The following is a 23,659-nucleotide window of genomic DNA, read 5'->3' as shown; positions in this document are numbered from 1 at the left end:
CACATTGAGCATAATCGACAGCCTCTGCTGTTTTAGGCTGGTTAAATTATGTTGGAAGCGCTTGCGGGTTTGGGGTGGGTCTGGTCTTTAGGACTGATCTTTGCGGTACTTTTTGTCTTGGCATATGAGTTTATCAATGGCTTCCATGACACCGCCAATGCGGTAGCCACTGTGATTTATACCAATGCCATGCCGGCCAGAGGCGCCGTGCTGGCCTCGGCGCTGTTCAATTTCGCCGGGGTGTTGCTGGGAGGGCTCGGCGTAGCTTACGCCATAGTGCATCTGCTGCCAGTCGGGCTCTTGCTGGACATGGATTCATCACAAGGGTTGTTGCTGGTGTTTTCCTTGTTGTTCTCGGCCATCGTCTGGAACTTGGGCACCTGGTTCTTCGGTATTCCAGCCTCCAGTTCTCATACTCTGATTGGTTCCATCATGGGGGTTGGTGGCGCCTATGCCTGGCTTAACGGTCAATCGCCGCTGGATGGAGTCAATACCGGCAAGGCGATAGATATCATGCTCTCCTTGCTCTTGTCTCCAACTCTGGGTTTTATTCTGGCGGCGATTTTGCTGTTGGTAATGAAGCGTATCTGGCGTAAGCCCAAGCTACATCGTACTCCGGCGGAGCAAATGGCGGTCAATGGCAAGAAGCACCCGCCGTTTTGGGCCCGGATTACCTTGATAGCCTCGGCCATGGGGGTCAGTTTTGCCCATGGCTCCAACGATGGTCAGAAGGGTATAGGTCTGGTGATGTTGGTGCTTATCTGCATGGCGCCGGGTTATTTTGCCCTGGACTTGAACAGTCAAAGCTTCGATATGGATAAGGCTCAAGATGCCAACCGGCGCATCATGGCTCTGTATGAGCGCAACCCGCAACTGGTGGCTAACTTGGGTGAGCACGCTGCCGACAGTCGCTGTCAGGACTCGGCCATCGCTTCGATGCAGAGCCTAGATAGGCTCCTTGAACAAGGGAATACGGTTAAAGAGCTGACTCAGGAACAGCGTCGGCAAGCACGGCAGTTGATCCTTTGTATCGATGACAGCACCCGCAAGTTGGCCAAACAGCCATTGCCCGCTGCCGAAGTCAGTCAGTTAAAACACTGGCGTAGTGAGCTCAATGCCATTACCGAATATGCACCACTATGGGTCATAGTGGCCGTTGCCCTGGCACTGGGTTGCGGTACCATGGTGGGCTGGCGCCGGATTGTGCACACGGTTGGCGAGAAAATTGGTAACGGTGGCATGACCTACAGTCAGGGGATTGCCGCGCAGTTGACCGCCGCCGGTTCTATCGGTATCGCCAGTATGACAGGCATGCCGGTATCCACCACCCATATCCTGTCTTCGGCCGTGGCCGGCACCATGGTGGCCAATGGCTCTGGAGTACAGAAAAATACCATCAAACAGATCCTGCTGACCTGGGTACTGACACTGCCTATGACCATAGTTTTGTCGGCCGGGCTCTTTATGCTGGTGCAAACCCTTTTTGCTTGATAAATGCACAAATCATGTCAAGGGATTGGCATGATCCAAGCTTTTGGCAACTTTATTTCAGCGCATTCCGATCTCTTTTACCGAGATATGCTAAAAACCCTCACGGATTAGCGAATGTTAACTCCGTGAGTCTTGTGGAATGCCGGAGGCATTGATAAAGTTAGCTGATTTTCATTTCTTCTGACTCCACAGAATACAGGCTAGTTACATGTTCAAGAAGCTGCGTGGCATTTTTTCTAACGATCTGTCGATCGATTTGGGTACAGCTAACACTCTCATTTATGTTCGTGAAGAAGGCATTGTATTGAATGAGCCTTCCGTGGTCGCCATCCGTGGCGAACGAAGCAGCTCTGGGCAGAAATCCGTGGCCGCCGTCGGTACTGAGGCGAAGCAGATGCTGGGACGTACCCCCGGTAATATTCAGGCCATCCGCCCAATGAAAGATGGGGTTATCGCCGACTTCTACGTGACCGAGAAGATGCTGCAGCACTTTATCAAGCAAGTGCACAACAACAGCTTTTTCCGTCCAAGCCCTCGGGTACTCGTGTGTGTGCCTGTAGGTGCCACTCAGGTTGAACGCCGCGCGATCAAGGAGTCAGCGATGGGCGCCGGCGCCCGTGAGGTTTACCTGATTGAAGAGCCAATGGCAGCCGCCATAGGGGCCGGCCTGCCGGTTTCCGAAGCCACAGGCTCCATGGTGGTGGATATCGGTGGTGGTACCACTGAAGTGGCCATTATCTCGCTCAACGGCGTGGTTTACTCCTCTTCCGTGCGTATTGGTGGTGACAAGTTTGACGATGCCATCATCAACTATGTGCGCCGCAACTACGGCAGCCTGATTGGTGAAGCAACTGCCGAACGCATCAAGCACACAATCGGCACGGCTTATCCAGGTGATGAAGTACTGGAGATTGAAGTGCGCGGCCGTAATCTGGCCGAAGGGGTACCGAGAAGCTTTACCCTGAACAGCAATGAGATCCTCGAAGCGCTGCAAGAGCCGCTGTCGGGCATTGTCAGTGCCGTGATGGTCGCACTGGAGCAGTCGCCTCCAGAGTTGGCGTCCGACATCTCTGAGCGCGGTATGGTGCTCACAGGTGGTGGTGCCTTGCTGCGGGATCTGGACCGTCTGCTGATGCAGGAAACCGGGATCCCTGTAATGGTCGCCGAAGATCCGCTTACCTGTGTGGCCCGCGGCGGCGGTAAAGCACTGGAGATGATCGATATGCACGGTGGTGACCTGTTCTCAGAAGAAAACTAATACTTTCCAGCACAGGCGGTATCTTACCGCCTTAGCTTTTCTATGAAGCCTATTTTTGTTCGCGGTATTTCAAATCAGTTCAGGTTGACTCTGGCAGTGGTCATGTCGGTGATCCTGCTGGTTGCCAATGATCGTCTCGAACCTGCGAGACAGTCGCTGGCATCTTTACTGAGCCCTCTACAGTACCTGGCCAACGTGCCCGGTGAGCTGCTGGATTGGTCTGCCCAGAGTCTGGCGACCCGTGACATGCTGGAGCAGCAAAACAAAGAACTCTTGCGCCAGCAACTGCTGATGAGTGAAAGACTGCAGCGTTTTGAACACCTGCGCCAGGAAAACCAACGCCTGCGTGAACTGCTGGGCTCGCCGGTGCATATGGACTCGCGCAAGATGGTGGCCGAGGTGATGGAAGTGGCCAGCGACCCCTTTCATCATTATGTGGTGATCAACCACGGCAGTCGCAACGGCGTGTTTGTTGGTCAGCCGGTGGTGGATGCCCAGGGGGTTGTCGGCCAAGTGGTGCAGGTCAGCGAACTCACGGCCAGGGTGTTGCTGCTCTCCGACCCCAAACACGGCTTGCCGGTGCGTATTACCCGCAACGATGTGCGCCTGATAGCCAACGGCATAGGCGAGCTCGATGAGATAGAACTCAGACACGTGGCCAAGAGTACCGACATCAAGGTCGGCGATCTGCTGGTGACTTCCGGGCTTGGCAACCGCTTCCCGGAAGGTTATCCGGTGGCGCGGGTGATTTCGGTTTCCCGGGACGATGGCCAGAGTTACCTCAAGGTCACGGCGCAGCCGCTGGCGGCGCTGGACCGAATCCGTTATCTGCTGCTTATCTGGCCTGAAGACCATCCCGGCGCCAAGCCTGAGTCACAAGAGTCGGCTGCAACCGATGCTGACAGTGGAGCCGAATCATGAGCCTGGAAAATGCTAATGGCCGTTTGGCGGTATGGCTGACCCTGCTGCTGGGTATGCTGCTGCAGATCATGCCGGTACCGGAAATGTTCAGCGCCTGGCGCCCCGATTGGTTGGTGCTGGTGATGATCTATTGGGCCGTGGCACTGCCCCACAGATACAATATTCTCACCGCCTGGGTGTTGGGGGTGCTACTGGATATTCTACTGGGGGCAACCCTGGGGATCCGCGCACTGGCCATTTCCCTGGTGATCTATGTGGTGGTACTGCACTTTCAGAAGTTGCGTAACTTCCCCATGTGGCAGCAGTCTTTGGTGATCGCCAGCCTGATCTGCTTCTATCATCTGATTATTTTCTGGGCCCAGTTTGTGGTATCAGGGGCGCATTTTACCATGGAGCTATTCCTGCCTTCCCTGTCCAGCCTGGTTATTTGGCCCTGGGTCTTCTGGATACTGCGCCGCATCAGGCGCCACTACAAGGTACGTTAATATGCCGCTGATTTTGGCCTCAGCCTCCCCCAGACGCCGCGAGCTTTTGGCGCAGCTGGCACTGGGAAATCCGAACTTTGGTTTTGAGATCCTGCCCGCCGATATCGACGAGAGTCATCAAGCCGGGGAAACCCCGGAGCAGTTTGTCAGCCGCTTGGCCGAAGAGAAGGCGGCAGCGGGTTTAGCCCTGTGGCGCGGGAACCCTGAACATCAGCAAGGGTCTGATACTCTAGTGCTGGGCTCAGATACTATAGTGGTATTGGGCGACAGAATTTTGGGTAAACCCGTGGACAAGGCCGATGCCTGCGCCATGCTCAAGAGCCTGAGTGGTCGCAGTCATCAGGTGATGACCGCCGTGGCCTTGACCGATGGCAAGCGCACAGAGGCGGCTCTGGTGGTCACCCAGGTGTACTTCTGCGACTTGAGTGATGCCGATATTCAGGCCTATGTTGCCTCGGGCGAGCCCATGGACAAAGCGGGAGCCTATGGCATTCAAGGGCTGGGTGGCAGCTTTGTCGCCAAGATTGAAGGCAGTTATTCGGCGGTAGTGGGCCTGCCCATGGCTGAAACCCGGTCGCTGTTGCACAAGGCCGGTTGTTTGTAAGCTCGCTTACACAAACTGACGAATTTTTAGCAGCTTTAACGCCCGCCAGCCGATAAAATCAATGAATTAACATCCAACAAGGGTAAATCGTGAATACCAGTCGCACAGTCAATAGCAAGGCTCCGCGGAAGATGGGGTCAGAACTGCTGATCAATGTGACGCCCACGGAAGCGCGAGTCGCATTGGTAGAACACGGTGTCCTGCAGGAAGTGCATATCGAGCGGCGTATGAAGCGCGGCTTGGTGGGCAATATCTACAAGGGCAAGATCAGTCGGGTTTTGCCCGGGATGCAGGCGGCATTCGTCGATATCGGCCTGGAAAAGGCGGCCTTTCTGCATGCCTCGGACATAGTGCCGCACACAGAGTGTGTTGCCGATGTGGAAAAGGGCAACTTCGTGGTGCGTGATATTGCCGAGCTGGTACGTCAGGGCCAGGACATCATGGTGCAGGTGGTCAAAGACCCCCTTGGCACCAAAGGCGCGCGGCTGACCACGGATATTACCCTGCCTTCCCGTTACCTGGTGTTTATGCCGGGCTCAAGCCATGTGGGCGTTTCCCAGCGAATAGACTCCGAAGAGGAGCGGGCGCGGCTGAAGAAGATTACCCTGCCTTTTGTCGACGATGACGGCGGCTTTATCATTCGCACCGCGGCCGAAGGCATAGGTGAAGATGAACTGGCGCAGGATGCCGCTTTCCTGCGGCGGGTGTGGGCCAAGGTCAGCGAGCGGCGCAAAAGGCCCAAGGCCACGCTGTTGTATCAGGACTTGGCCTTGCCGGTGCGAATTGTCAGGGACTTTGTCGGTGCCGAGCTCGATCGCATTCAGGTGGACTCGGGCCACACCTTCGAGGAGCTGCTGCATTTCGCCCAGGAGTTTATGCCGGACATTGCCGATAAGATAGAACACTACAGTGGCCCGGCGCCGATTTTCGATCTCTACGATGTGGAGAATGAGATTCAGCGGGCGCTGGAGCGTAAGGTGGAACTCAAATCCGGCGGCTATTTGATCATCGACCAGACAGAAGCCATGACCACTGTGGACATTAACACAGGAGCCTTTGTCGGCCACCGTAACCTCGAAGAAACCATATTCAACACCAACCTGGAAGCGACCCAGGCGATTGCCCGTCAGCTGCGGCTGCGTAATCTCGGCGGCATTATCATTATCGACTTTATCGATATGCTGCAGGATGAGCACAAACAAAGGGTGCTCAACAGCCTAGCCACGGCACTGGCCAATGACAGGGTCAAAACCAATATCTCAGGTTTCTCTGGCCTCGGCCTGGTGGAAATGACCCGCAAGCGTACCCGCGAGAGCCTGGAGCATGTGCTTTGTGGCGAGTGTCCTGCCTGCCGTGGTACCGGCTCGATGAAGACAGTGGATACCGTCTCCTTTGAGATCTTCCGCGAGATCATCCGTCTCAACCGCACCTATGATGCCGATGAATTCCTGATTTACTGTGCCCCTGCGGTGCACGCCTGCCTGTCCGATGACGAGAACCACCTGGTGGCCGAGCTCGAAGTCTATATCGGCAAGCGTATTCGCATTCACTGCGAGCCCATGTATGTGCAGAGTAAATATGATGTGGTGATGGTCTAGTGCGGCTGTCTTTTTGCCCTCGAACCTTCGGCCGCTATTGCTGGCGCACCTTGGCCGTGACCTTGGTGCTGTTCGCCTTGATGGTGAGTCTCATCCGCGGACTGTTGCCGCAACTGGATGAAGCCAAGCAACAACTGGCCGACTATGTCGAGCGCGAATATGGCGTCGAGGTCAAGATAGGCAGTCTGTCGGCCCGTTGGCAGGCCTTCGGCCCGGCGCTGACGGTTGAGGACTTGGTGTTGCCGCCGCAGGAGCGTTTGCCGGTGACACTCATGATCGACAAGGTCGATGTCAAATTGGATTTCTGGCAGAGTCTGATTACCGCCAGCCCGCAAGTGGAAGACGTGATCTTCGACGGGGTGCAACTGGCGCTGGATCTGGATCATCTGGGGCAAAAATCGACCGCGACTCTTGATACTGAAAGTAAACCTGCCCCAGCCACCAATATTGACTGGCTCTATGCCTTGCTGCTGGAGCAGTTGGACCGTTTCTCTATTCGCGATGCCAGTGTGCAGCTGCTGTCCAGCAACCATGATTATCGCCCCATTCATCTGCGGGACCTCAGTTGGCGCAATAAGGGATCGCTGCATCAGGGCCGCGGCGCCCTCTATCTGGATGAGCTGGCAACGGCGACCGAACAACTCACTCTCAGGCTGGATCTCAAGGGCGATGGCTACAAGCCAGATAGTATCAAGGGCCAGGCCTATCTGCAGGCGCAGTCGCTGGATCTCGGCAAGTGGGCCTCACGCCAACCCAATCCTTATAACCCACAGACCAAGTTGCCGCTGGAAGGAGTGGTTAACTTGGAGGCCTGGGTCGGATTTGCCAATCGCAGTCTGGAATCCGGGGTGATCAAGCTGTTGCCCAGTTGGCTGCGCTGGTCGCTCAGAGACGAGCCTCAAAAGTTTGCCATAGACGGCGGTGTGATAGCCTGGCAGCCCATAGCCGATGGCTGGCGCCTGGACAGCAGCGAGCTCAAGCTGGCAACCAATGACAAGCCCTGGCCCAAGCTGGAGTTTCACGCCATGGAGACCGCCGGGGTGCTTTACGGCAAACTCAATGAATTACAACTCGATGGTCTGATGCCGCTGTTGCCGCTGATTCCCGGCATGCCCTTGGACGGCTTGCATACTTGGCAGCAGCTCAGGCCTCAGGGCAAGCTCGGGCCTTTGGCCCTCTATCGCCCCAAGGACGGTGAACTGCAAGCCAAAGTGACGCTGGAGCGGGTTAGCTGGCAAGCTGCCGAGTCCATTCCCGGCAGCACACCAATCGATCTTTCTCTGGGGTGGCGGGACAACTTCCTCAGTGCGGCACTGCCTACCCAGGACTATAAACTGGACTTTGGCGACGGTTTCAAGGCGCCGCTCAGTTTTCGCGCCGATGCCTTTGAGCTGGGCTTCTCGCTCGATAGTCAGGCGCTGATGCTGCCGGCACTGCATCTGGGCAATGACGACATCAGCCTGGACGCCTCTATGCGTTTGCTGCTGGCCGACAAGCCGCACCTGGCGCTGTCTTCCCGGGTCAAACTGCTCAACGCCGCCAATGCCGGGCGTTATTTCCCGCGCCATGCCATGGGTGAGTCACTGGCCGATTATCTGGAAGGCGCCATCAAGGCCGGTCGCAGCGATGATGCCGCCGTGGTCTGGCATGGTGAGTTGGCCGGATTTCCCTATCAGGATCATTCCGGGGTATTTCAGGCCGGTTTCAATCTGACCCACGCCGAATATGCCTTCCAGCCGGATTGGCCGGCGGTGACCGACTTGAGTCTCAAGGCGCTATTTGAAAATGCCCGGATGGATCTCTGGGTTAACAAGGGCAAGCTTTTGAATGTGGCGGCCGATGGCGCCCATGTCTATATCCCCAAGATGGATCACCAGAGTCTGCTGCGGGTCGAGGCGCAACTGGCGACTCAAGGGCAGGATGCCACCGAGGTGTTGCAGCGCTCGCCGCTTAAAGACAGTGTCGGTATCACCCTGGATGTGGTGCAGGTTCAGGGGCCTGTTAGCGGCAAGCTGGATCTCAGTATTCCGCTCTATGACGGTGAAGAGGCGCAGATCCTGGGTGATGTCCAGTTTGCCGGGGTGCCGATTTATATTCGTGAGCCCGGGGTGCTGCTGGATAAGGTCAGCGGCAAGGTGAGTTTTCATAACGAGGTGGTCAAGGGCGAAGGCTTGAGTGCCAGCCTGTTCGGCCAGCCGTTGCAGTTTGGTTTTGATACCGGCAAGGTCAACCAGAATATGGGGCTCAATGCCAGGCTCAAGGGCCAGTGGAACCTCGCCAACTTGCCGTCCGAGCTGGACAATCCTTTAAGCGATTTTTATCAGGGCGCGTTGGATTGGCAGGGGAATCTGAAGCTGATCTTTGATGAGATAGGCTATCGAATTCAAGCTAATGTTAATGCCGATCTCAAGCAGACGGAGTTGCTGCTGCCGCCGCCTTATCAAAAGGCGCCCGGGCAGGCGCTGACGCTCAAGGCCGAGCTGCTTGGTGACAACAAGACCAGCTCCCTGGGCGTGCGTCTGGGGGATAAGGCCGAATTCTGGGGTGGCTTTGATGCCGACTCAGGTAAGGGCCTGAAACACTATGACCTGCTGCTGGGGCGCCTCTATCGCAGCGGCGATCAGTTGCAAAAACAGGATGGTCACTTACGGCTGGCCCTGGATGAGGTGGATTTTGCCCAGTGGCAGCCGCTGATCAACGCCTTTATCGGCGGTGGCAATCATGACAAACAGGCTGCAGCCGAGAGCCAAACAGCAGTTCAAGCCGTGACTCAAGCTAAGACCCAGGCTAAGACCCAGGCTGAGACTCAAACCGAGAGCACGGCCGGTACCACAAGCATTGCAGCAGATAAAGCTTTTTTCCCGCCGCTCAAGGGGATAGAGGCCAGAGTGAAGCAGCTTGAGCTATTGGGGCAGCGCTTTACCGAGTTGCAACTCAGTGCCCGCCCCGGAGAGCATGCCTGGCAGATAGAGGGACTGTCACCGGAGTTTTCCGGTCGGGTAGAGATCTACCCGGATTGGTACAGCCAAGGATTGAAGCTGGTGGCCTCGCGCCTGTATCTGAATCCAATAGCGGCTGAGCCTGAGTCCAAAGCGCAATCCGAGCCCGAGCCTGAAACCAATCTGCCTCAGGGCAGTGACCTGCCGCCGCTGGCGGTGGAGGTGGATGATTTCCGCTATCAGGATATGGCGCTGGGGCGTTTGTTGTTGCAGGCTAACCCGTCGGCGACGGGCTATCAGATCCAGACTCTGGCGCTCAGCAGCGATGATGCCAATTTGCAGGGCAAGGGGGAATGGCTGAGCCATGACGGTAACAATCGGACCCAGGTCGAACTCAATCTCAAGGGAGATAAATTTGATCTGTTGGCTACTCGCTTGGGACTGGATCCCGGCGTGAAAGACTCGCCGCTGGAGGTCAAGGCCGAGCTCAATTGGCAGGGGGCGCCATCGGAATTCAATCTGGAGAGTCTCAGCGGTAAAGTACGTTTCGATTTCGGCAAGGGGCATATCGAACAGCTCAGTGACAAGGGGGCGCGGATCTTCTCCCTGTTCAGTCTGGACTCGCTGTTACGCAAGTTGTCACTGGACTTTACCGATGTGTTTGGCAAGGGCCTGTATTACAACTCCTTTGGTGGCGATCTGACCCTGGAGAACGGGGTGCTCAAGACCACCAATACCGAGATGGACGCCATTGCCGGGAACATGAAGGTGCGCGGCTATACAGATCTGGTTACCGAGAGCCTCAACTATGATATTCGCTTTGTGCCGCAACTGGCCTCCAGCGTGCCGACTGTTGTGCTGCTCAGTACCAGCGCCTGGACCATGGGCCTGGGGGCTTTTGCCCTGACCAAGGTGCTGGAACCTGTGATTGAGATTATTTCAGAGATACGTTTCCGCTTGACCGGCACCATGTCAGACCCCAAGCTGGAAGAGTTGGAGCGAAAGAGTAAAGAGATAGAGATCCCTGAGTCTGTACTGCCACGGCAACCCAAGTCGGCGCCTGGGAAAGGACAGACTCAAGTGCAGGACGATGAGCCTGCGGCCACGGATGCAGGCCAAGGCGATCAAGCCAAGGGCAACAAAGCCAAAGTGCTTAATAGCGACCAAGAGAGGGCTGTTGAAGAGGGTGGCGGCGCTGAGGCTGAAAAACCTTTGCCTCAAGCCGATAAAGTCACGCCGCTGCCGCTCAAATCGCCGAGTGAACCCAAGACAGAAGTGCCAGTGAAACAGGAAGTCGAACATGCAAGTCAGTCTGCTACAGTGTCAGAGTTGCCGCGAGCCGGAACAGAACCTGCAATTTATCGTCTCGCAGCTTGAGACTCTTCCCCGCCAAGATAATGAACCCCAACTCGTGGTGCTGCCCGAGTGCAGCCTGCTGTTCGGTGGCCATGAGAGCATGCAGCTGGCCTGGGCCGGTGAGCCTGGGCAAAGCCCGCTCAAACGGCAACTGGCCGAACTTGCCACCCAATTTCAGGTATTCCTGCTGGCCGGCTCTATTCCGGTAGCCAGTGGCGATGGCCGGGTTTACAGCCGCTGTTATCTATTTAATGATCAGGGGCAGGTACTCGGCGACTACGACAAGCTGCATCTGTTTGACGCGGAAGTGACCGACGGTACAGGCCAATACCGCGAGAGCGATACTTTTTGCCCGGGTGAGCGGATAAGCGTGGTAGATACCCCTTTTGGCCGCATCGGCCTGGCTATCTGTTATGATCTGCGTTTCCCGGATCTGTTTCGGGCGCTGCGTTTGCAAGGCGCCGAGATCATCGCCTTGCCCTCGGCCTTTACCAAGGTGACAGGCGAGGCGCACTGGGAAGTGTTGCTCAGAGCCAGGGCGATAGAAACCCAGTGTTTTATACTGGCGGCGGCGCAATGGGGCCAGCATAATCAAGGAAGCCGCGAGACCTGGGGCCAGAGCATGATAGTCGACCCCTGGGGACGCATTCTGGCGCAGAAGGCCGAAGGCACAGGCTGGGTGCAGGCGCGTTTGGACAAGGCCGAGTTAGCGCGGGTGCGCAGCGCCATGCCCGTAGAGACACACAATAGATTTTTGCCGCCGCAACTGGGCGACGGTAAGCGGAAATAACCAACAAGGCCACAGGGCCGGATTGAGAGAGACCCAATGCCATTTTTAACCCAAGTGGGACAGAGTTTACTGCAAGAGGGACTGCACCTCGACGATCTGCAAACTTACCTGGAGCGAATCCACCAACACCAGGTGGATTTTTCCGATCTCTATTTTCAGGGCAGCCGTCATGAAACCTGGGTGCTGGAAGATGGCATAGTCAAGGAAGGCAGTTTTCATATTGAGCGTGGTGTCGGTGTCCGAGCCATCAGTGGTGAAAAGACAGGTTTCGCCTACGCCGATGAGATAACCCCCAAAGCCTTGGCTGCCGCCGCCGATGCCGCCAGAGGCATAGCCCAGACTGGGGGCAGCTATCAAACTCAGGCCTGGAAGCGCCGCGGCGCCAAGGCGCTGTATCTGAGTGAAGATCCGATAGCGGCACTGGAAGAGGGCCGTAAAATCGCCCTGCTCAAGGAAGCGGATGCCTATATCCGCAGCCTGGATAGCCGCATCATTCAAGTGGTGGTCAGCCTGGCCGGGGTGCATGAAGAGATACTGGTGGCTGCCAGCGATGGTACTCTGGCGGCGGATATCCGGCCGCTGGTTCGCTTCAACTGCTCGGTGATCCTCGAAGAAAACGGCCGCCGTGAACGGGGCGGCGCCGGTGGCGGTGGTCGTCACCACTATCAAACCCTGATGGCTGCCGCTGATGACGGCCTGCCCATGTGTTTTGCCTTTGCCCGCGAGGCCGTGCGTCAGGCGCAGGTTAACCTACAGGCGATAGACGCCCCCGCCGGTGAAATGCCTGTGGTTCTGGGCGCAGGTTGGCCTGGAGTCTTGTTGCATGAAGCGGTTGGCCACGGCCTGGAAGGTGACTTCAACCGTAAGGGCAGCAGCGCCTTCAGCGGTAAGATTGGCCAGCAGGTGGCCTCCAAGTTGGTCACTGTGGTGGACGATGGCACGCTGGAAAACCGCCGTGGCTCGCTGACCATAGATGATGAAGGTACCCCGGCGCACAAGACAGTGTTGATTGAGAACGGCATGCTCAAGGGCTATATGCAGGACAAACTCAATGCCCGCTTGATGGGACAAAAGCCCACCGGGAATGGCCGCCGCGAATCATACGCTCACTTGCCTATGCCGCGGATGACCAACACCTATATGCTGGCCGGTGAGTCGGCGCCTGCCGATATTATCAAGTCGGTGAAAAAAGGCCTCTACGCCCCCAACTTCGGTGGCGGTCAGGTGGATATCACCTCGGGTAAGTTTGTGTTCTCGGCCTCTGAAGCCTACCTGATTGAAAACGGCGAGATCACCAGTCCGGTGAAGGGCGCGACCCTGATAGGCAACGGCCCGGAAGCCATGGGGCAGATCTCCATGGTGGGCACAGATCTTGAACTCGACAAAGGCGTCGGCGTTTGCGGTAAAGACGGCCAGAGTGTCCCGGTCGGGGTTGGGCAGCCAACGCTTAAACTGGACCGCCTGACGGTCGGTGGCACAGCCTGAGAAATGCTGTCGAATCCTTGATTCGGCAGCTGAGTTTAGCGCTGGTTCCTGCATTGCTCTTGGCAAAGTGATAGCCGCTGTGGCGGCAGAAAGTCCCGGAGCAAATGCATCCCTATTAATCTAAATCGTTGGTGATCTTTGCAGAAACAGGCTTAAGCCTGCCGCAGGCAGGCCTGGCAAGGACAATTCTGCATGAACCTCCGAAAGTGAGCGTCTCAGAGAGTCTCATTTTCAAAAATCCGTCGTTATTTATCAGAGACTGACACCCTGCAGCGGGCTTTCTTGCAGCTCAGAAAGTGTTTAGGATGCCCTGTATATTGTGACTGAATTGAATAAAAAGGGAATTATCTGGGGATTCCTTAGAACAGGGCGTTATGTGAAAATTCTCCTGAAGCCGTTGTTAGCTCTAAGTAAAGGTATTAGATAGTGAAAGATACAATGCTCAAATTAGCGTACTTTACGCAGCATATAACTTTGAATAAAAATGATTACGAATACATAGGGGAAGACGAGCTTAGCGTTGTCTTTCGCTACAATAATAGTGTCCTTTGCCGCCCCTATATTTATTTTCGACCAATAAATATGAGTGGTTCTTTTTTGAACGAACGTGAATTTATAGAGACCATATTCGAATGCTACGAGGGGCATGTTGCAATTGTCTCTCAAACTTTTACCGAGCTTGAAGACAGATTTCAGGTAGTTACACGCTATTGTATGGTTCTTGACGATAGCAATAATGGTGAATTTTCGGGATGTGAGTTTACTTATACGCAAGATAGCGACAACATTTTTAAGTACCAAGTCGAAAACTCCATAACGCCTGAAAATGAATGTTGTACACCTTTGAACCCTCTTAAGCTCTCCGTAAATGGAACGCTAGAGTGTGAGGTTGTGGAAGAACCGTTAGTAGGTTCTGTTCTCTGCCCATCGAAAAGATAGCGAAAAGATAGGACGCCGAAAAGATAGGACAGCCATATCTTTTTGATGTTTCACACAGCCTAGACTAGGTATTTGAAATACCGATCAAAGCTCAGTCGAGGTTGGTTATGACCACTGCCCGTCGCCAGTTGATAGATGCTGAAAGTACGCCCTTTTACCACGTGATTAACCGTTGCGTAGAAGGGCATTTTTGTGTGGTGAAGATGCTCTGTCGGGGCGCAGTTACCAGCATAGACGTGGCTGGATAGTGGATAAAATCAGGCAGTTGTTTGCGCTTATGCGGTCATGAGTAATCACTACCATTTGGTGCTGGCATCCAAATTCATCCACGGATAAGGTCTGCTCGCCATCCTTGGCTCACGCCCATAGCCCATTCGCCGCTGGCTACTTTATTTGCGCTAACAGGCTCTCGGCAACATCCAAGGGGAACAGCGCAATTCTGTAAGTCTAAATTCGTGAGTTTAGGATGTGTGTCTATTCCTCGGTGCAGGTTCGCCGATACGACTGCTCGGCTTAAAGTCTGGAAACTGCTGCTATACGTAGCAGATTAGCTAAAGATCTGGGTGTGTATAACCCAGTCTCATACTTGGCGAGATAATCGTCGGCAAGCTTCACTCTTAGTGTTAGTTTCAATACAGCTTAAAAAAGACTAGGATCCAGTGGCTTGTCAGGTTTTTTAACCTTTGTTTCCGCGGAATTTGGCTGTCTTGCGCCGCCGCGCAGCAAGGTTAACTGGTGGCCGACAAGCGAGGATGATATCCTTTTTGCTCAGGAATTAGAGTTTTTACTCTAGGGGTGTAGATGAAATTGACCAAATTTGCCTGGTTGCTGTTGTGGCCGCTGGCGGCTCAGCCTGCGTTTGCCGCAGACTATAGTTTTGCCTCGGCCTGGCAACAGTTGCTGGAGGTGAGCGACAAGCTGGCGGCCGAAGGCCAGGAAGTCAGCCGCGCCGAGGCGCAGCAAGAGGCCGGGCGCGACCTTAATCTGCCATCGCTCAACATCAACGGCAGCTATACCAGGCTGGAAAAACCGATAGAGCTGGATCTGCGCGATCTCAATCCACTCGCCTCTATGGATCCCGCCACTCTGCCACCGGCCATAGGTGGCATTATCGGCTCGCTTCCCGGCTCCATGTTTGTGACTCCTTTTACCGAGCAGGATGTGTTCCGAGCCAGCTTACAGGCGATGTGGCCGATTTATACCGGTGGCCAGATCTCTGCCGCTCAAGGCATTCAGGCGGCTCAGGTCGCTGAGAAGAAGCAGCAACTGGAGTTGGCGCGGCGTGAGCTGTTTACCACACTGGTAGACAGATACTATGCCGTCACTGTGACCCAGGCTTTGGTGCAGACCCAGGCTCAGCTGGTGGCATCGCTGGAAAAGCATTACAGCCACGCTGAAAAACTGGAACAACAGGGGCAGATCGCCAGAGTCGAGCGCCTCAATGCCCAGGTGGCACTGGATCAGGCCAAGGTCGACCTCGGCAGTGCCAAACGCCGCCATGAGATGGCGCTGATAGCCCTGTCACGCCTGCTGCACCAGACTGATATCGCCACCAAGTCACCGCTGTTTATGGTGCCAAATTCCCCTTCATTGCCGCAATTGACTGAGCTGACACTGAAGCAGCATCCAGCCTTGCGCTTGCTGGAAGCGAAAGAGACCCAGGCTCAGGGCCTGGTCGATATGGAAAAGGGAAAATACTTCCCCACGGTTTTCCTCTACGGTAATTACACCCTCTATGAAGACGACAGTCTGTTTTCTAAGGTCGAACCCGACTGGATGGTAGGCGTCGGGGTCAAGGTGCCGCTGCTGTCCCGTGATGGTCGCAGTGGCAAGGTGCAGGCGGCCAAGAGCGCCCTGCTGCAGGCCAGATACACCAAGGCACAAACCCGTCAGGATCTCAGCCTGTTGGTGGATCAGAGCTATCGCCAACTGCTGCAGGCCGAAGAGGAGGTCAATGCCTTGAACAGTTCTCTGGCGCTGGCAGAGGAAAACCTCAAGCTGCGGGAACTGGCTTTCAATCAAGGGCTGTCTACCTCTATCGACAGGGTGGACGCCGAGCTCAAGCTCAGTGCCGTACGCACCAAGCAGTTGGCGGCTCAATATCGTTATGTTCAGGCCTATGCCCGCTTGATGGCGGTCAGTGGCCAGTTGGATGAATTTATCGGACGCAGTGACAAGCAGGAGATACAGGATGCGGGTTAATCCTTTAGTGGCCATAGTGGCCCTGGTAACCATAGTGGCGGCGCTGGTATATGGGCTGATCCTGGCTTACTCCCCCAAGCCACAGCTGTTGCAGGGGCAGATAGAGGCCAGGGAATACAATGTGTCTTCCAAGGTGCCGGGCCGGGTAGAGCAGGTGTTGGTGCGCCGCGGAGACAGTGTCAGTGAAGGGGATCTGCTGTTTGCTATCGACAGCCCCGAGCTCAATGCCAAGCTGATGCAGGCCGAGGGTGGCCGCGATGCCGCCAAGGCGATGCAACAGGAAGCCGACAGCGGTGCCCGTAAGCAGCAGGTGGCCGCCTCCCGCGAGCAGTGGCTCAAGGCCAAGGCCGCCAGTGAGCTGGCCAAGACTACCTTCGACCGGGTAGAAAACCTGTTCCGCGATGGCGTACTTGCCCGGCAAAAGCGTGATGAAGCCTTTACCCAATATCAGGCTGCCAAGTATACCGAGCAGGCCGCCTATGCCATGTATCAAATGACCGAAGAGGGCGCCCGGGAAGAAACCAAGGCCGCCGCGGCCGGTAATGCTCGTATGGCCGAAGGCGCGGTGAAAGAGGTCAGTGCCATACTCGCCGACAGCCAGATGCGCGCGCCCAAGGGCGGTGAAATCACTGAGGTGCTGTTGCAGGTGGGCGAGCTGGCACCCAGTGGCTTTCCTGTGGTCAGTTTGGTGGATATGACAGATGCCTGGGCCGTGTTTCAGGTGCGTGAGGATCAGCTCAAGCAGTTCAAGAAGGGCGAGCGTATGACCCTGACACTGCCGGCGCTGCAACGCAGTGTCGAGTTTGAGGTCAGCCACATCAGTGTGCTGGGCGACTTCGCCACTTGGCGGGCGACCGAGAGTGGCCACGACTTTGATATGCGTACCTTTGAAGTGGAGCTCAGGCCGCTGGAGCCGGTGGCCGATCTGCGAGTGGGCATGTCAGTATTACTTGAAAAGTCTTGATTATGAAGAAGTTGCTTCGGCGAGAGTGGCAGGCTGTCTGGCGCGATCCCTGGCAGCTGGCACTGATAAGCTATCTGCCGCTTATCGGTGTGCTCTGTCTTTGGTGGTTGTTCTCCGCCGGGTTGCCCAGGCAGTTGCCGGTGGCGCTGGTGGATCAGGATAACTCCAGCCTCAGTCGTGAGCTTGGGCGTCATCTTGAGGCTAATCCTGTCACCGCCCCCAGGCGCTATCTAGCGCTGGACGAGGCGGTCGAGGCGATGCGCCGCGGTGAGGTCTATGCCTTGGTCATCTTGCCCTATGGCCTGAAACAGGAACTGCTGACCGGGCACACTCCCACCATAGATTTACGTTACAACGGCCAGTTTTTGCTGGTGGGCAAGCTGCTGGCCAGTCAGTTGCAGCTGACCCTAGCCGATGGTTTGCAGCAGGTGGCCAGGCTCAAGCAACTAGCGGCCGGTGTCAATCCGTCCCAGGTTGAGGTGCGTCTCAGCCCTGTGAGCACCCAAACTACGGCGCTGTTCAACCGCAATAACAACTATGTCGGCTTCCTGGTGCCGCCAGTGCTGATAGCTTTGTGGCAGTTATTTGCCATGCTGGCCTTTGCCGGCAGTCTCAACCGTGAGCTGCGCCAGGATACCTTGGGCGAATGCTTCCGCCTGGGTATGCCCTCCGTGCTTTTGAGTAAGTTTATGGTCAACGGCGCCTTTATGCTGCTACACGGCGGCTTTATTTTGGTGTTGCTGTATCAGCTGCTGGGGCTGCCGATTGCCGGGCAACTCCTGTGGCTGCTGCCGATGCAACTCTTGATGTTGATGGGCGTTTGGCTCTGGGTGCAGGGGATTTTCTTTATGCTAGCCGACTGCGCCAGGGTGATCAGCTTTTGCACCGCGCTGTTTGCACCCGCCTTTGCCTTTATGGGCATTACCTTCCCGACCGGAGAAATGCCGCTGCTGGCGCAGTGGTGGCGTCTGTTGATGCCATCAAGCCACTATATAGAGTCGCATGTGGCGTTGGTGAGCTATGGCGCCGGGCCGATCAGCTTGCTGCCTCAGGCGCTGGGTTATCTCGGCTTTCTGCTGCTGTTGATCCCCAGCTGGTTCTTCGCCCGTCGTTATGCCAGGGTGCTGCAGTCGCAGTTGCCGCTTGAGGAGAGGTTATGACAGCCAAGTCCCTTTCGTTATGGCAGTTGATCTGGTTGGATTTACGCGCCTTGGTGCGTGACAAGGCGATCTCTTTGACCCTGTTTGGCGGCGTGCTCTTCTATGCCGTGCTCTATCCCTTGCCCTATCTGCATCAAGTACCCACAGAGCAGCAGTTGGTGGTGGTGGATCACGATAACTCTTCGCTGTCACGGCGGCTTATCCGTCACGCCGATGCCAGTGCCCGTATTCAGGTTGTCGGCCGGGTCGGCTCCATCGACGAAGCCAAGGCCTGGATCACCGATGGCCGCGCCCATGGTTTATTGGTGATCCCGTTTGATTTTCGCCGCGATCTGTTGCTGGGACGGGGCGCGACCTTGAGCTTCGGCGGTGATGCCAGTTACTTCCTGATCTATTCCGCTGTGGTAGAAGGTTTGGTGAGTGCCGGTATGGATGCCGGCAAGCAAATCCAGCTCAAGGGACTATTGGCCTCGGGCCAGAGCCCTGAGGCCGCCGCTCAGAGTCTGGCGCCGATTAAACTCAATGCCGTGCCCGCGTTTAATAAAGGTTTGGGTTATACCCCCTATGTGGTGCCAGGCTTGTTTCTGCTGATTTTGCACCAGACCTTACTGATAGGCGCAGGCATACTCGGCGCCGGGCAATGGCGTCAGCCGGGCTATTGGAACCGGGTCAGCCCCTTGATGCTGGTCAGTGCGCGGGTGTTGGCCTTCAGTCTGCTCTATTGTTTGTTCAGTGCGCTCTATATTGGCTGGTGTTACTACGCCTATCAGGTGAGTCTACAGGCGAGTCTGGGGCAGGTGTTGTTGCTGATGTTGCCTTTTCTACTGACCACGGCCAGCGCCGGGGTAGCGCTCAGTTGCCTGTTTGTGCGGCGCGAGTTGCCGACCCAGGTGATACTCTTGGTTTCTATGCCTATTCTGTTTGTCAGCGGCTTTGTCTGGCCCTTGGCACTGATCCCTGAGCCCTTGGTGTGGCTGTCGCAGGTGATCCCGGCGGTACCGGCGATTATGGGAATGTTGCAGTTGAATCAGATGGGAGCCGAGTGGGCAGCCATAGCCCCCAAATGGTTACACTTGTGGGGGCTATTGTTGCTGTTCTTCCCTCTGGCGGTTTGGGGCGTTAGTTGGCGTCGGCGTCAGCTGCCAGCAGCGGCGCACTGACCCGCTTCAGCACCCCACTGGCTTTGGCTAGTACCAGCCCGTAGTTGGTGATGGCAACACCGCGGCGGCGACATTCGAGAATGCGCCGCTGCATCTCTGCCCGACCCAACATACAGGCGCCACAATGGACTACCAGTTTGTAGCGTTCCAAATCGGCCGGAAAGTCATGGCCGGCACAGACGCTGAACTGCAACTGCTTGCCGGTCAATTTGCCGATGGCCGCCGGGATCTTCACTCTACCTATATCTTCATCCTGCACCTCATGGCTACAGGCTTCGGCGATCAATACCCGATCGCCATCCTCAAGCCTTTCGAGCATCTCGGCGCCTTGCAGCTGGGCCGGTAGATCGCCCTTGGCCCGGGCAAACAGGGTGGAGAAGGTGGTCAGCGGAATGCTGTCGGGTACCTGAGCGGCCACTTGTCTCACCGCCTGGGCATCGGTCACTACCAGTGCCGGTGGCGTGGGCATGGCGGCTAAGGCTGTGGCCAGCTCAGACTCACGGCAGATGCTGGCGATGGCACCGTTATCCAGCGCTTCTCTGAGAACCTGCACCTGAGGCAAAATCAATCTGCCCTTGGGGGCGGCTGAATCTATCGGGGCGACCAGCAGCAGCTGCTCTCCGGTGCGGTAACAGTCGGCGGCCAGCACGGGATCGCGGCGAAAATCGGCCGGTACCAGTTGAACCAGCTGCTCGACCAAGTCTTCCCGGTGTTTTGCCTCTTGGGTCGACAGGCATAAGAATTTGATGCCTTGGTCGTTGAGCCAGTGTTGATGCTCTGCGGGCAACGGCGCCAGATCTTGCTTGTTCGCTACCACCAGGATCGGCAGCTGCCAGCTTTGCAGCAGCAACAGCCAGTCGCGGTCAAACTCATCCAACCCCTGTTCATCCAGCACATAGACGGCGATATCGGCCTGTTGCAACGCCCGGCGACTGGCGGCTATTCGCTGAAGCCCCAGAGCGCCGGTATCGTCCAGTCCGGCGGTATCTATCAGGGTAGCGGGGCCGACCGGATGCAGCTCAAAGGGCTTGCGCACCGCATCTGTAGTGGTGCCCTTGGTCTCAGAGACTATGGCACTCTGTTGGTTGGATAAGTAATTGAGCAGGGAGGATTTCCCGGCGTTGCGACGACCACACAATACTATGTGCAGTCTGACTCCGCGGGGGGCTGCATTGGGGGCCGAATTACACATTAATTTGTCTCCTGGCGTTGCCTCTGTCCGCAGAGCAATGCAAGCCGCGGGCTTTGAGGCTGAGTCTGATATCGGCGAGACGCTGTTCCAGCGGGCAGCCGGAGGCATTCTTGCCGGGGTAAATAAGGTATTTACTGCTGTCTTTCTGTGGCGTGAACGAGGGCATAAGCACATTGCAGCCGCGACTCAGGGAGTCGAGCCTAGCGCCGCTTTGCAGGGCATCCAGGGCGCTGGTGGCTGGTATGTTGGCGCCGGGGTTAAGTAATCTGAGTATGGCGCAGGCCCGTTGGCACTCGAGCACATTGCCGTTGGCCGTGTTTGCCAGCGGGGTTTGTGGATGACTGACGAAGGGACCGACCGCCAACATCTCCAGTTCCATGGCTGAGAGCGCCAACAGGGCGTCAGCCAGGGCATCGCTCTTGCTGCCCGGCAGGCCACAGATAATGCCGCTACCTGTCTCATATCCCAGGCTCTTGAGGGTTTCCAGTAGCCTTAGGCGTTTGTCCAGCACTCTTCCCGGACGCAGGCGGCTATAGAGCTCGGCATCGAGAGTTTCCAGTTTCAACAGATAGCGATCGGCGCCGGCTTCGCGCCAGAGCGCCAGTTCACTGTGGCTGCGTTCACCCAAAGATAGCGTGATGGCCAACTGGCTTTGCTGTTTGATAGTGCTGAGGATGCGGCTTATGCCATCCTGGCGAAAGCGGCTGTCTTCCCCGGATTGCAGCACCAGGGTGCCGATGCCGGCTTTATCTACTTTGAGGGCCGAGTCGATGATTTCCTGGTGGCTGAGCCGGTAACGCTCAATGTCGCGATTGGCGGCTCTCAGGCCACAGTAGTGACAGTCGCAGCGGCAATAACTGGAAAACTCCACTATGCCTCTGAGCCAGATCTCCTGACCGAAGTATTGACGCTTGACCTCATCGGCACGGGCAAACAGCCAGTCATCGGCCTCTCCTGCCAATAACGCCTTGATTTCCAATCTTCCGAGAGTCTCTGCCGGTTTCATGCTTGGACTCCCGCCTGTTTCAGCACTTGTGCCAGCTCATCGGCGTAGCGATACAAGGCCTGTTGCCAGGGTGTGGCAGCGACCTTGGTGCGGCCTTGCATCCGTTGCCATAGGCCCGCCGGTGGCAGCCCCAGCTCGCGGCTGTCCAACTTGAGCCACAATCCCAAAGGCGCCAGATGTGGGCTATGGGCATAGTGGCCGACAAACAGTTGATCATCGAGCAGCAGCAAAGGCGCGCTGGCGGCCAGCTTACTGTTGACTGCCGTCACCTGCTCGGGCCAGGAGGTGGCGAGTTGCTTGCTCCAATGCTGAGACACCCGGTATTCCTCGAGGATTTCCGCCTCGGAGGACTCTGGGCGCAACATTTTGCCAAACGCCAGCCCGGCTTCGCTTTGTAACTCTTGTGTCACTATCAACAGCTGCGACAGCTGACTGCTTTGCAGTCTTTGTCGCAGCAGCTGATCTATCGCCCCTTCACTGAAATTGGCATAGTGGCCGGCATGCAGGGCCACTCGCCGGGCGCGGCTCAGTGCCGACTTCAGCTGTTGTTTTGGTAGCCCGGCATAGAGTCGACAACCGGGTGCCAGTACCAGGGTACGACCTTTCACAGATAGATATCCCTCTCGCCTGCATCGGTGCGCGTGAGGCAAGCCTCGATATTGCGTCTTCTGGCGGGACTGAGTTTATCCAGCTCGGCGGCTATCAAGGCTTCGCCGGCTTCACGGGTCTGCTCACTGGCGTAGTCGTTGAGGTATTCCTTGAAGGTGATCAAGGCGTTGGGTTGACAAAACTTGCCGATAAACTGCTGCTTGGCCAGGCCGATAAAGTGATCGCCGGTACGGCCCTTACGGTAACAGCCGGTGCAGAATGAGGGGATGGAATGGCTATGCTTGACCAGATCCAATACCACTTCATCCATGCTGCGGTGATCGCCCAGGCTAAATTGGGCCGCATCGTCTTCCTGATTGTAGCCACCTGGGGTAGTACGAGAGCCGGCACTGATCTGTGAAACCCCCAGGCTCAGGAGTTCACGTCTGAGTTCGGCACTTTCGCGGGTGCTCATAATCAGCCCTGTGTAGGGCACTGCCAGGCGGGTAATGGCTACCAGGCGTTTGAAGGTGGCGTCATCGACCGCATAGGGAGGCCGCTCCGACAGGCTGGAGCCATCGGCGGGCTCAATCCGCGGGAAGGAGATGGTATGTGGACCTACGCCACAATCCTGCTCCAGTTGCTGTACATGGGCGAGCATGGCCAGCAGCTCGAATCTGTGGTCATAGAGACCAAACAGCACGCCAATGCCCACATCGTCGATACCGGCTTCCATGGCTCTGTGCATGGCGTAGAGACGATAGAGGAAGTCCTTCTTGCGGCCCTTGAGGTGTACCTGTTCGTAGGTCGTTCTGTGGTAGCTTTCCTGAAAACATTGATAGGTGCCTATGGCGGCCGTCTTCAGCAGCTTGAAGTCTTCTGTGTCCATGGGGGCGCAGTTGACATTGATGCGGCGGATCTCACCGCCTTTGCCTTTGCGCACGCTATACATGGTCTTGATGGAGTCGACTATGGCGCGGGCGTTATTGCGCGGGTGCTCACCGTAGACCGCCAGGATCCGTTTGTGGCCCATCTCTTCCAGGGTTTCCACTTCGGCGATCAGCTCCTGCTCGCTCAGAGTCTTGCGTGGCAGCTCATGGTTGTCGGCGCTGAAGCCGCAATAGCTGCAAGCGTTAGCGCAATAGTTGGAAACATACAGGGGAGCGAACAGTACAATGCGATTGCCATAGATGGCATCTTTGATGCCACGGGCAACGGCAAACAGCTCTTCGTCTACAGTGGCGTCCTGGTTTTGCAGTAAAACCGCTACTTCCTCCAGAGTCAGCCCCTGCAAACGGCGGGCTTTTTCCAACACCTGACGCACGGCTTCTTTGTCGGGTTGTTGATTATTGTTGAGCAACGACCAGATGGCGTCATCATCAATAAAATTCACTGTGGGGTTATAGTCTTTGACTTGAATCGTCTCGGCATGGCCCGATACAAGCGGGTCTGATATCAAAGGGCCTGACATCTGTGGCTCTCCTGTGAAAAAAGGAGCGCAGTCAAACTGCGCTCCCTGAA

General features: G+C 56.3%; 18 protein-coding genes and 1 pseudogene. 15 read left to right on the top strand and 4 right to left on the bottom strand.

The window, feature by feature from the left end; genetic code table 11:
• Positions 1-48: 48 nt before the first annotated feature.
• From K5621_RS17440 to K5621_RS17370, 15 genes and pseudogenes are all read left to right on the top strand, one after another.
• Entirely contained in the window at positions 49-1,491 is a 1,443-nt protein-coding gene (locus tag K5621_RS17440) for an inorganic phosphate transporter (protein ID WP_221049893.1), read from the top strand.
• Positions 1,492-1,699: 208 nt separating this feature from the next.
• Positions 1,700-2,749: a rod shape-determining protein gene (locus K5621_RS17435; protein ID WP_025011854.1), complete on the top strand. Its 1,050-nt coding sequence runs from the start codon at positions 1,700-1,702 to the stop codon at positions 2,747-2,749.
• Between the two features lie 42 nt (positions 2,750-2,791).
• Positions 2,792-3,670, top strand: coding sequence for a rod shape-determining protein MreC (mreC, locus tag K5621_RS17430; protein WP_221049892.1), 879 nt, complete (start codon positions 2,792-2,794; stop codon positions 3,668-3,670).
• Complete coding sequence (gene mreD / locus K5621_RS17425; protein WP_025011856.1) at positions 3,667-4,155, top strand: rod shape-determining protein MreD; 489 nt, start codon at positions 3,667-3,669, stop codon at positions 4,153-4,155. Before mreC ends, mreD begins: the two co-directional genes overlap by 4 nt.
• Position 4,156: 1 nt before the next feature.
• On the top strand, positions 4,157-4,759 hold the full coding sequence (locus K5621_RS17420) for a Maf family protein (protein ID WP_044735292.1): 603 nt from the start codon (positions 4,157-4,159) through the stop codon (positions 4,757-4,759).
• Between the two features lie 131 nt (positions 4,760-4,890).
• On the top strand, positions 4,891-6,357 hold the full coding sequence (gene rng / locus K5621_RS17415) for a ribonuclease G (RefSeq protein ID WP_167387627.1): 1,467 nt from the start codon (positions 4,891-4,893) through the stop codon (positions 6,355-6,357).
• Complete coding sequence (locus tag K5621_RS17410; RefSeq protein WP_221049891.1) at positions 6,357-10,673, top strand: YhdP family protein; 4,317 nt, start codon at positions 6,357-6,359, stop codon at positions 10,671-10,673. Before rng ends, K5621_RS17410 begins: the two co-directional genes overlap by 1 nt.
• The gene (locus K5621_RS17405; protein WP_028781337.1) at positions 10,597-11,442 is read left to right on the top strand and encodes a carbon-nitrogen hydrolase family protein; all 846 of its coding nucleotides are present in this window, start codon (positions 10,597-10,599) and stop codon (positions 11,440-11,442) included. The genes K5621_RS17410 and K5621_RS17405 overlap by 77 nt, the downstream gene beginning before the upstream one ends.
• Positions 11,443-11,478: 36 nt before the next feature.
• Entirely contained in the window at positions 11,479-12,927 is a 1,449-nt protein-coding gene (gene tldD, locus K5621_RS17400; protein WP_109247108.1) for a metalloprotease TldD, read from the top strand.
• Between the two features lie 426 nt (positions 12,928-13,353).
• Positions 13,354-13,866 (top strand): hypothetical protein, encoded by a 513-nt coding sequence (locus K5621_RS17395; protein WP_198552062.1) that lies wholly within the window; start codon positions 13,354-13,356, stop codon positions 13,864-13,866.
• Between the two features lie 107 nt (positions 13,867-13,973).
• Positions 13,974-14,178: pseudogene (locus K5621_RS17390) on the top strand (alpha-amylase family glycosyl hydrolase); the annotation flags it as partial.
• Positions 14,179-14,667: 489 nt separating this feature from the next.
• Positions 14,668-16,068: a TolC family protein gene (locus K5621_RS17385; RefSeq protein WP_221049890.1), complete on the top strand. Its 1,401-nt coding sequence runs from the start codon at positions 14,668-14,670 to the stop codon at positions 16,066-16,068.
• Complete coding sequence (locus tag K5621_RS17380) at positions 16,058-17,032, top strand: HlyD family secretion protein (RefSeq protein ID WP_028781331.1); 975 nt, start codon at positions 16,058-16,060, stop codon at positions 17,030-17,032. Before K5621_RS17385 ends, K5621_RS17380 begins: the two co-directional genes overlap by 11 nt.
• Positions 17,033-17,034: 2 nt before the next feature.
• Entirely contained in the window at positions 17,035-18,192 is a 1,158-nt protein-coding gene (locus K5621_RS17375) for an ABC transporter permease (protein WP_221049889.1), read from the top strand.
• Entirely contained in the window at positions 18,189-19,352 is a 1,164-nt protein-coding gene (locus tag K5621_RS17370) for an ABC transporter permease (RefSeq protein ID WP_221049888.1), read from the top strand. The genes K5621_RS17375 and K5621_RS17370 overlap by 4 nt, the downstream gene beginning before the upstream one ends.
• Here K5621_RS17370 and hydF read toward each other — a convergent pair.
• From hydF to hydG, 4 genes are read right to left on the bottom strand one after another with little or no spacing between them, the layout of a single operon-like run.
• A complete protein-coding gene (hydF, locus tag K5621_RS17365; protein WP_100144579.1) occupies positions 19,312-20,544 on the bottom strand; it encodes a [FeFe] hydrogenase H-cluster maturation GTPase HydF in 1,233 nt (410 codons plus the stop codon). The genes K5621_RS17370 and hydF overlap by 41 nt on opposite strands.
• Positions 20,537-21,550: a [FeFe] hydrogenase H-cluster radical SAM maturase HydE gene (hydE, locus tag K5621_RS17360; RefSeq protein ID WP_221049887.1), complete on the bottom strand. Its 1,014-nt coding sequence runs from the start codon at positions 21,548-21,550 to the stop codon at positions 20,537-20,539. The genes hydF and hydE overlap by 8 nt, the downstream gene beginning before the upstream one ends.
• Positions 21,547-22,158 (bottom strand): hypothetical protein, encoded by a 612-nt coding sequence (locus K5621_RS17355; RefSeq protein ID WP_221049886.1) that lies wholly within the window; start codon positions 22,156-22,158, stop codon positions 21,547-21,549. The genes hydE and K5621_RS17355 overlap by 4 nt, the downstream gene beginning before the upstream one ends.
• Positions 22,155-23,609, bottom strand: coding sequence for a [FeFe] hydrogenase H-cluster radical SAM maturase HydG (gene hydG, locus K5621_RS17350; protein WP_100144585.1), 1,455 nt, complete (start codon positions 23,607-23,609; stop codon positions 22,155-22,157). Before hydG ends, K5621_RS17355 begins: the two co-directional genes overlap by 4 nt.
• Positions 23,610-23,659: the final 50 nt, after the last annotated feature.

This window comes from Shewanella carassii, from assembly GCF_019670705.1.
Taxonomy (GTDB): Bacteria; Pseudomonadota; Gammaproteobacteria; order Enterobacterales; family Shewanellaceae; genus Shewanella; species Shewanella carassii.
Note: the sequence above shows the minus strand (reverse complement) of the source record. Positions and strands in the feature narration are given on the sequence as shown.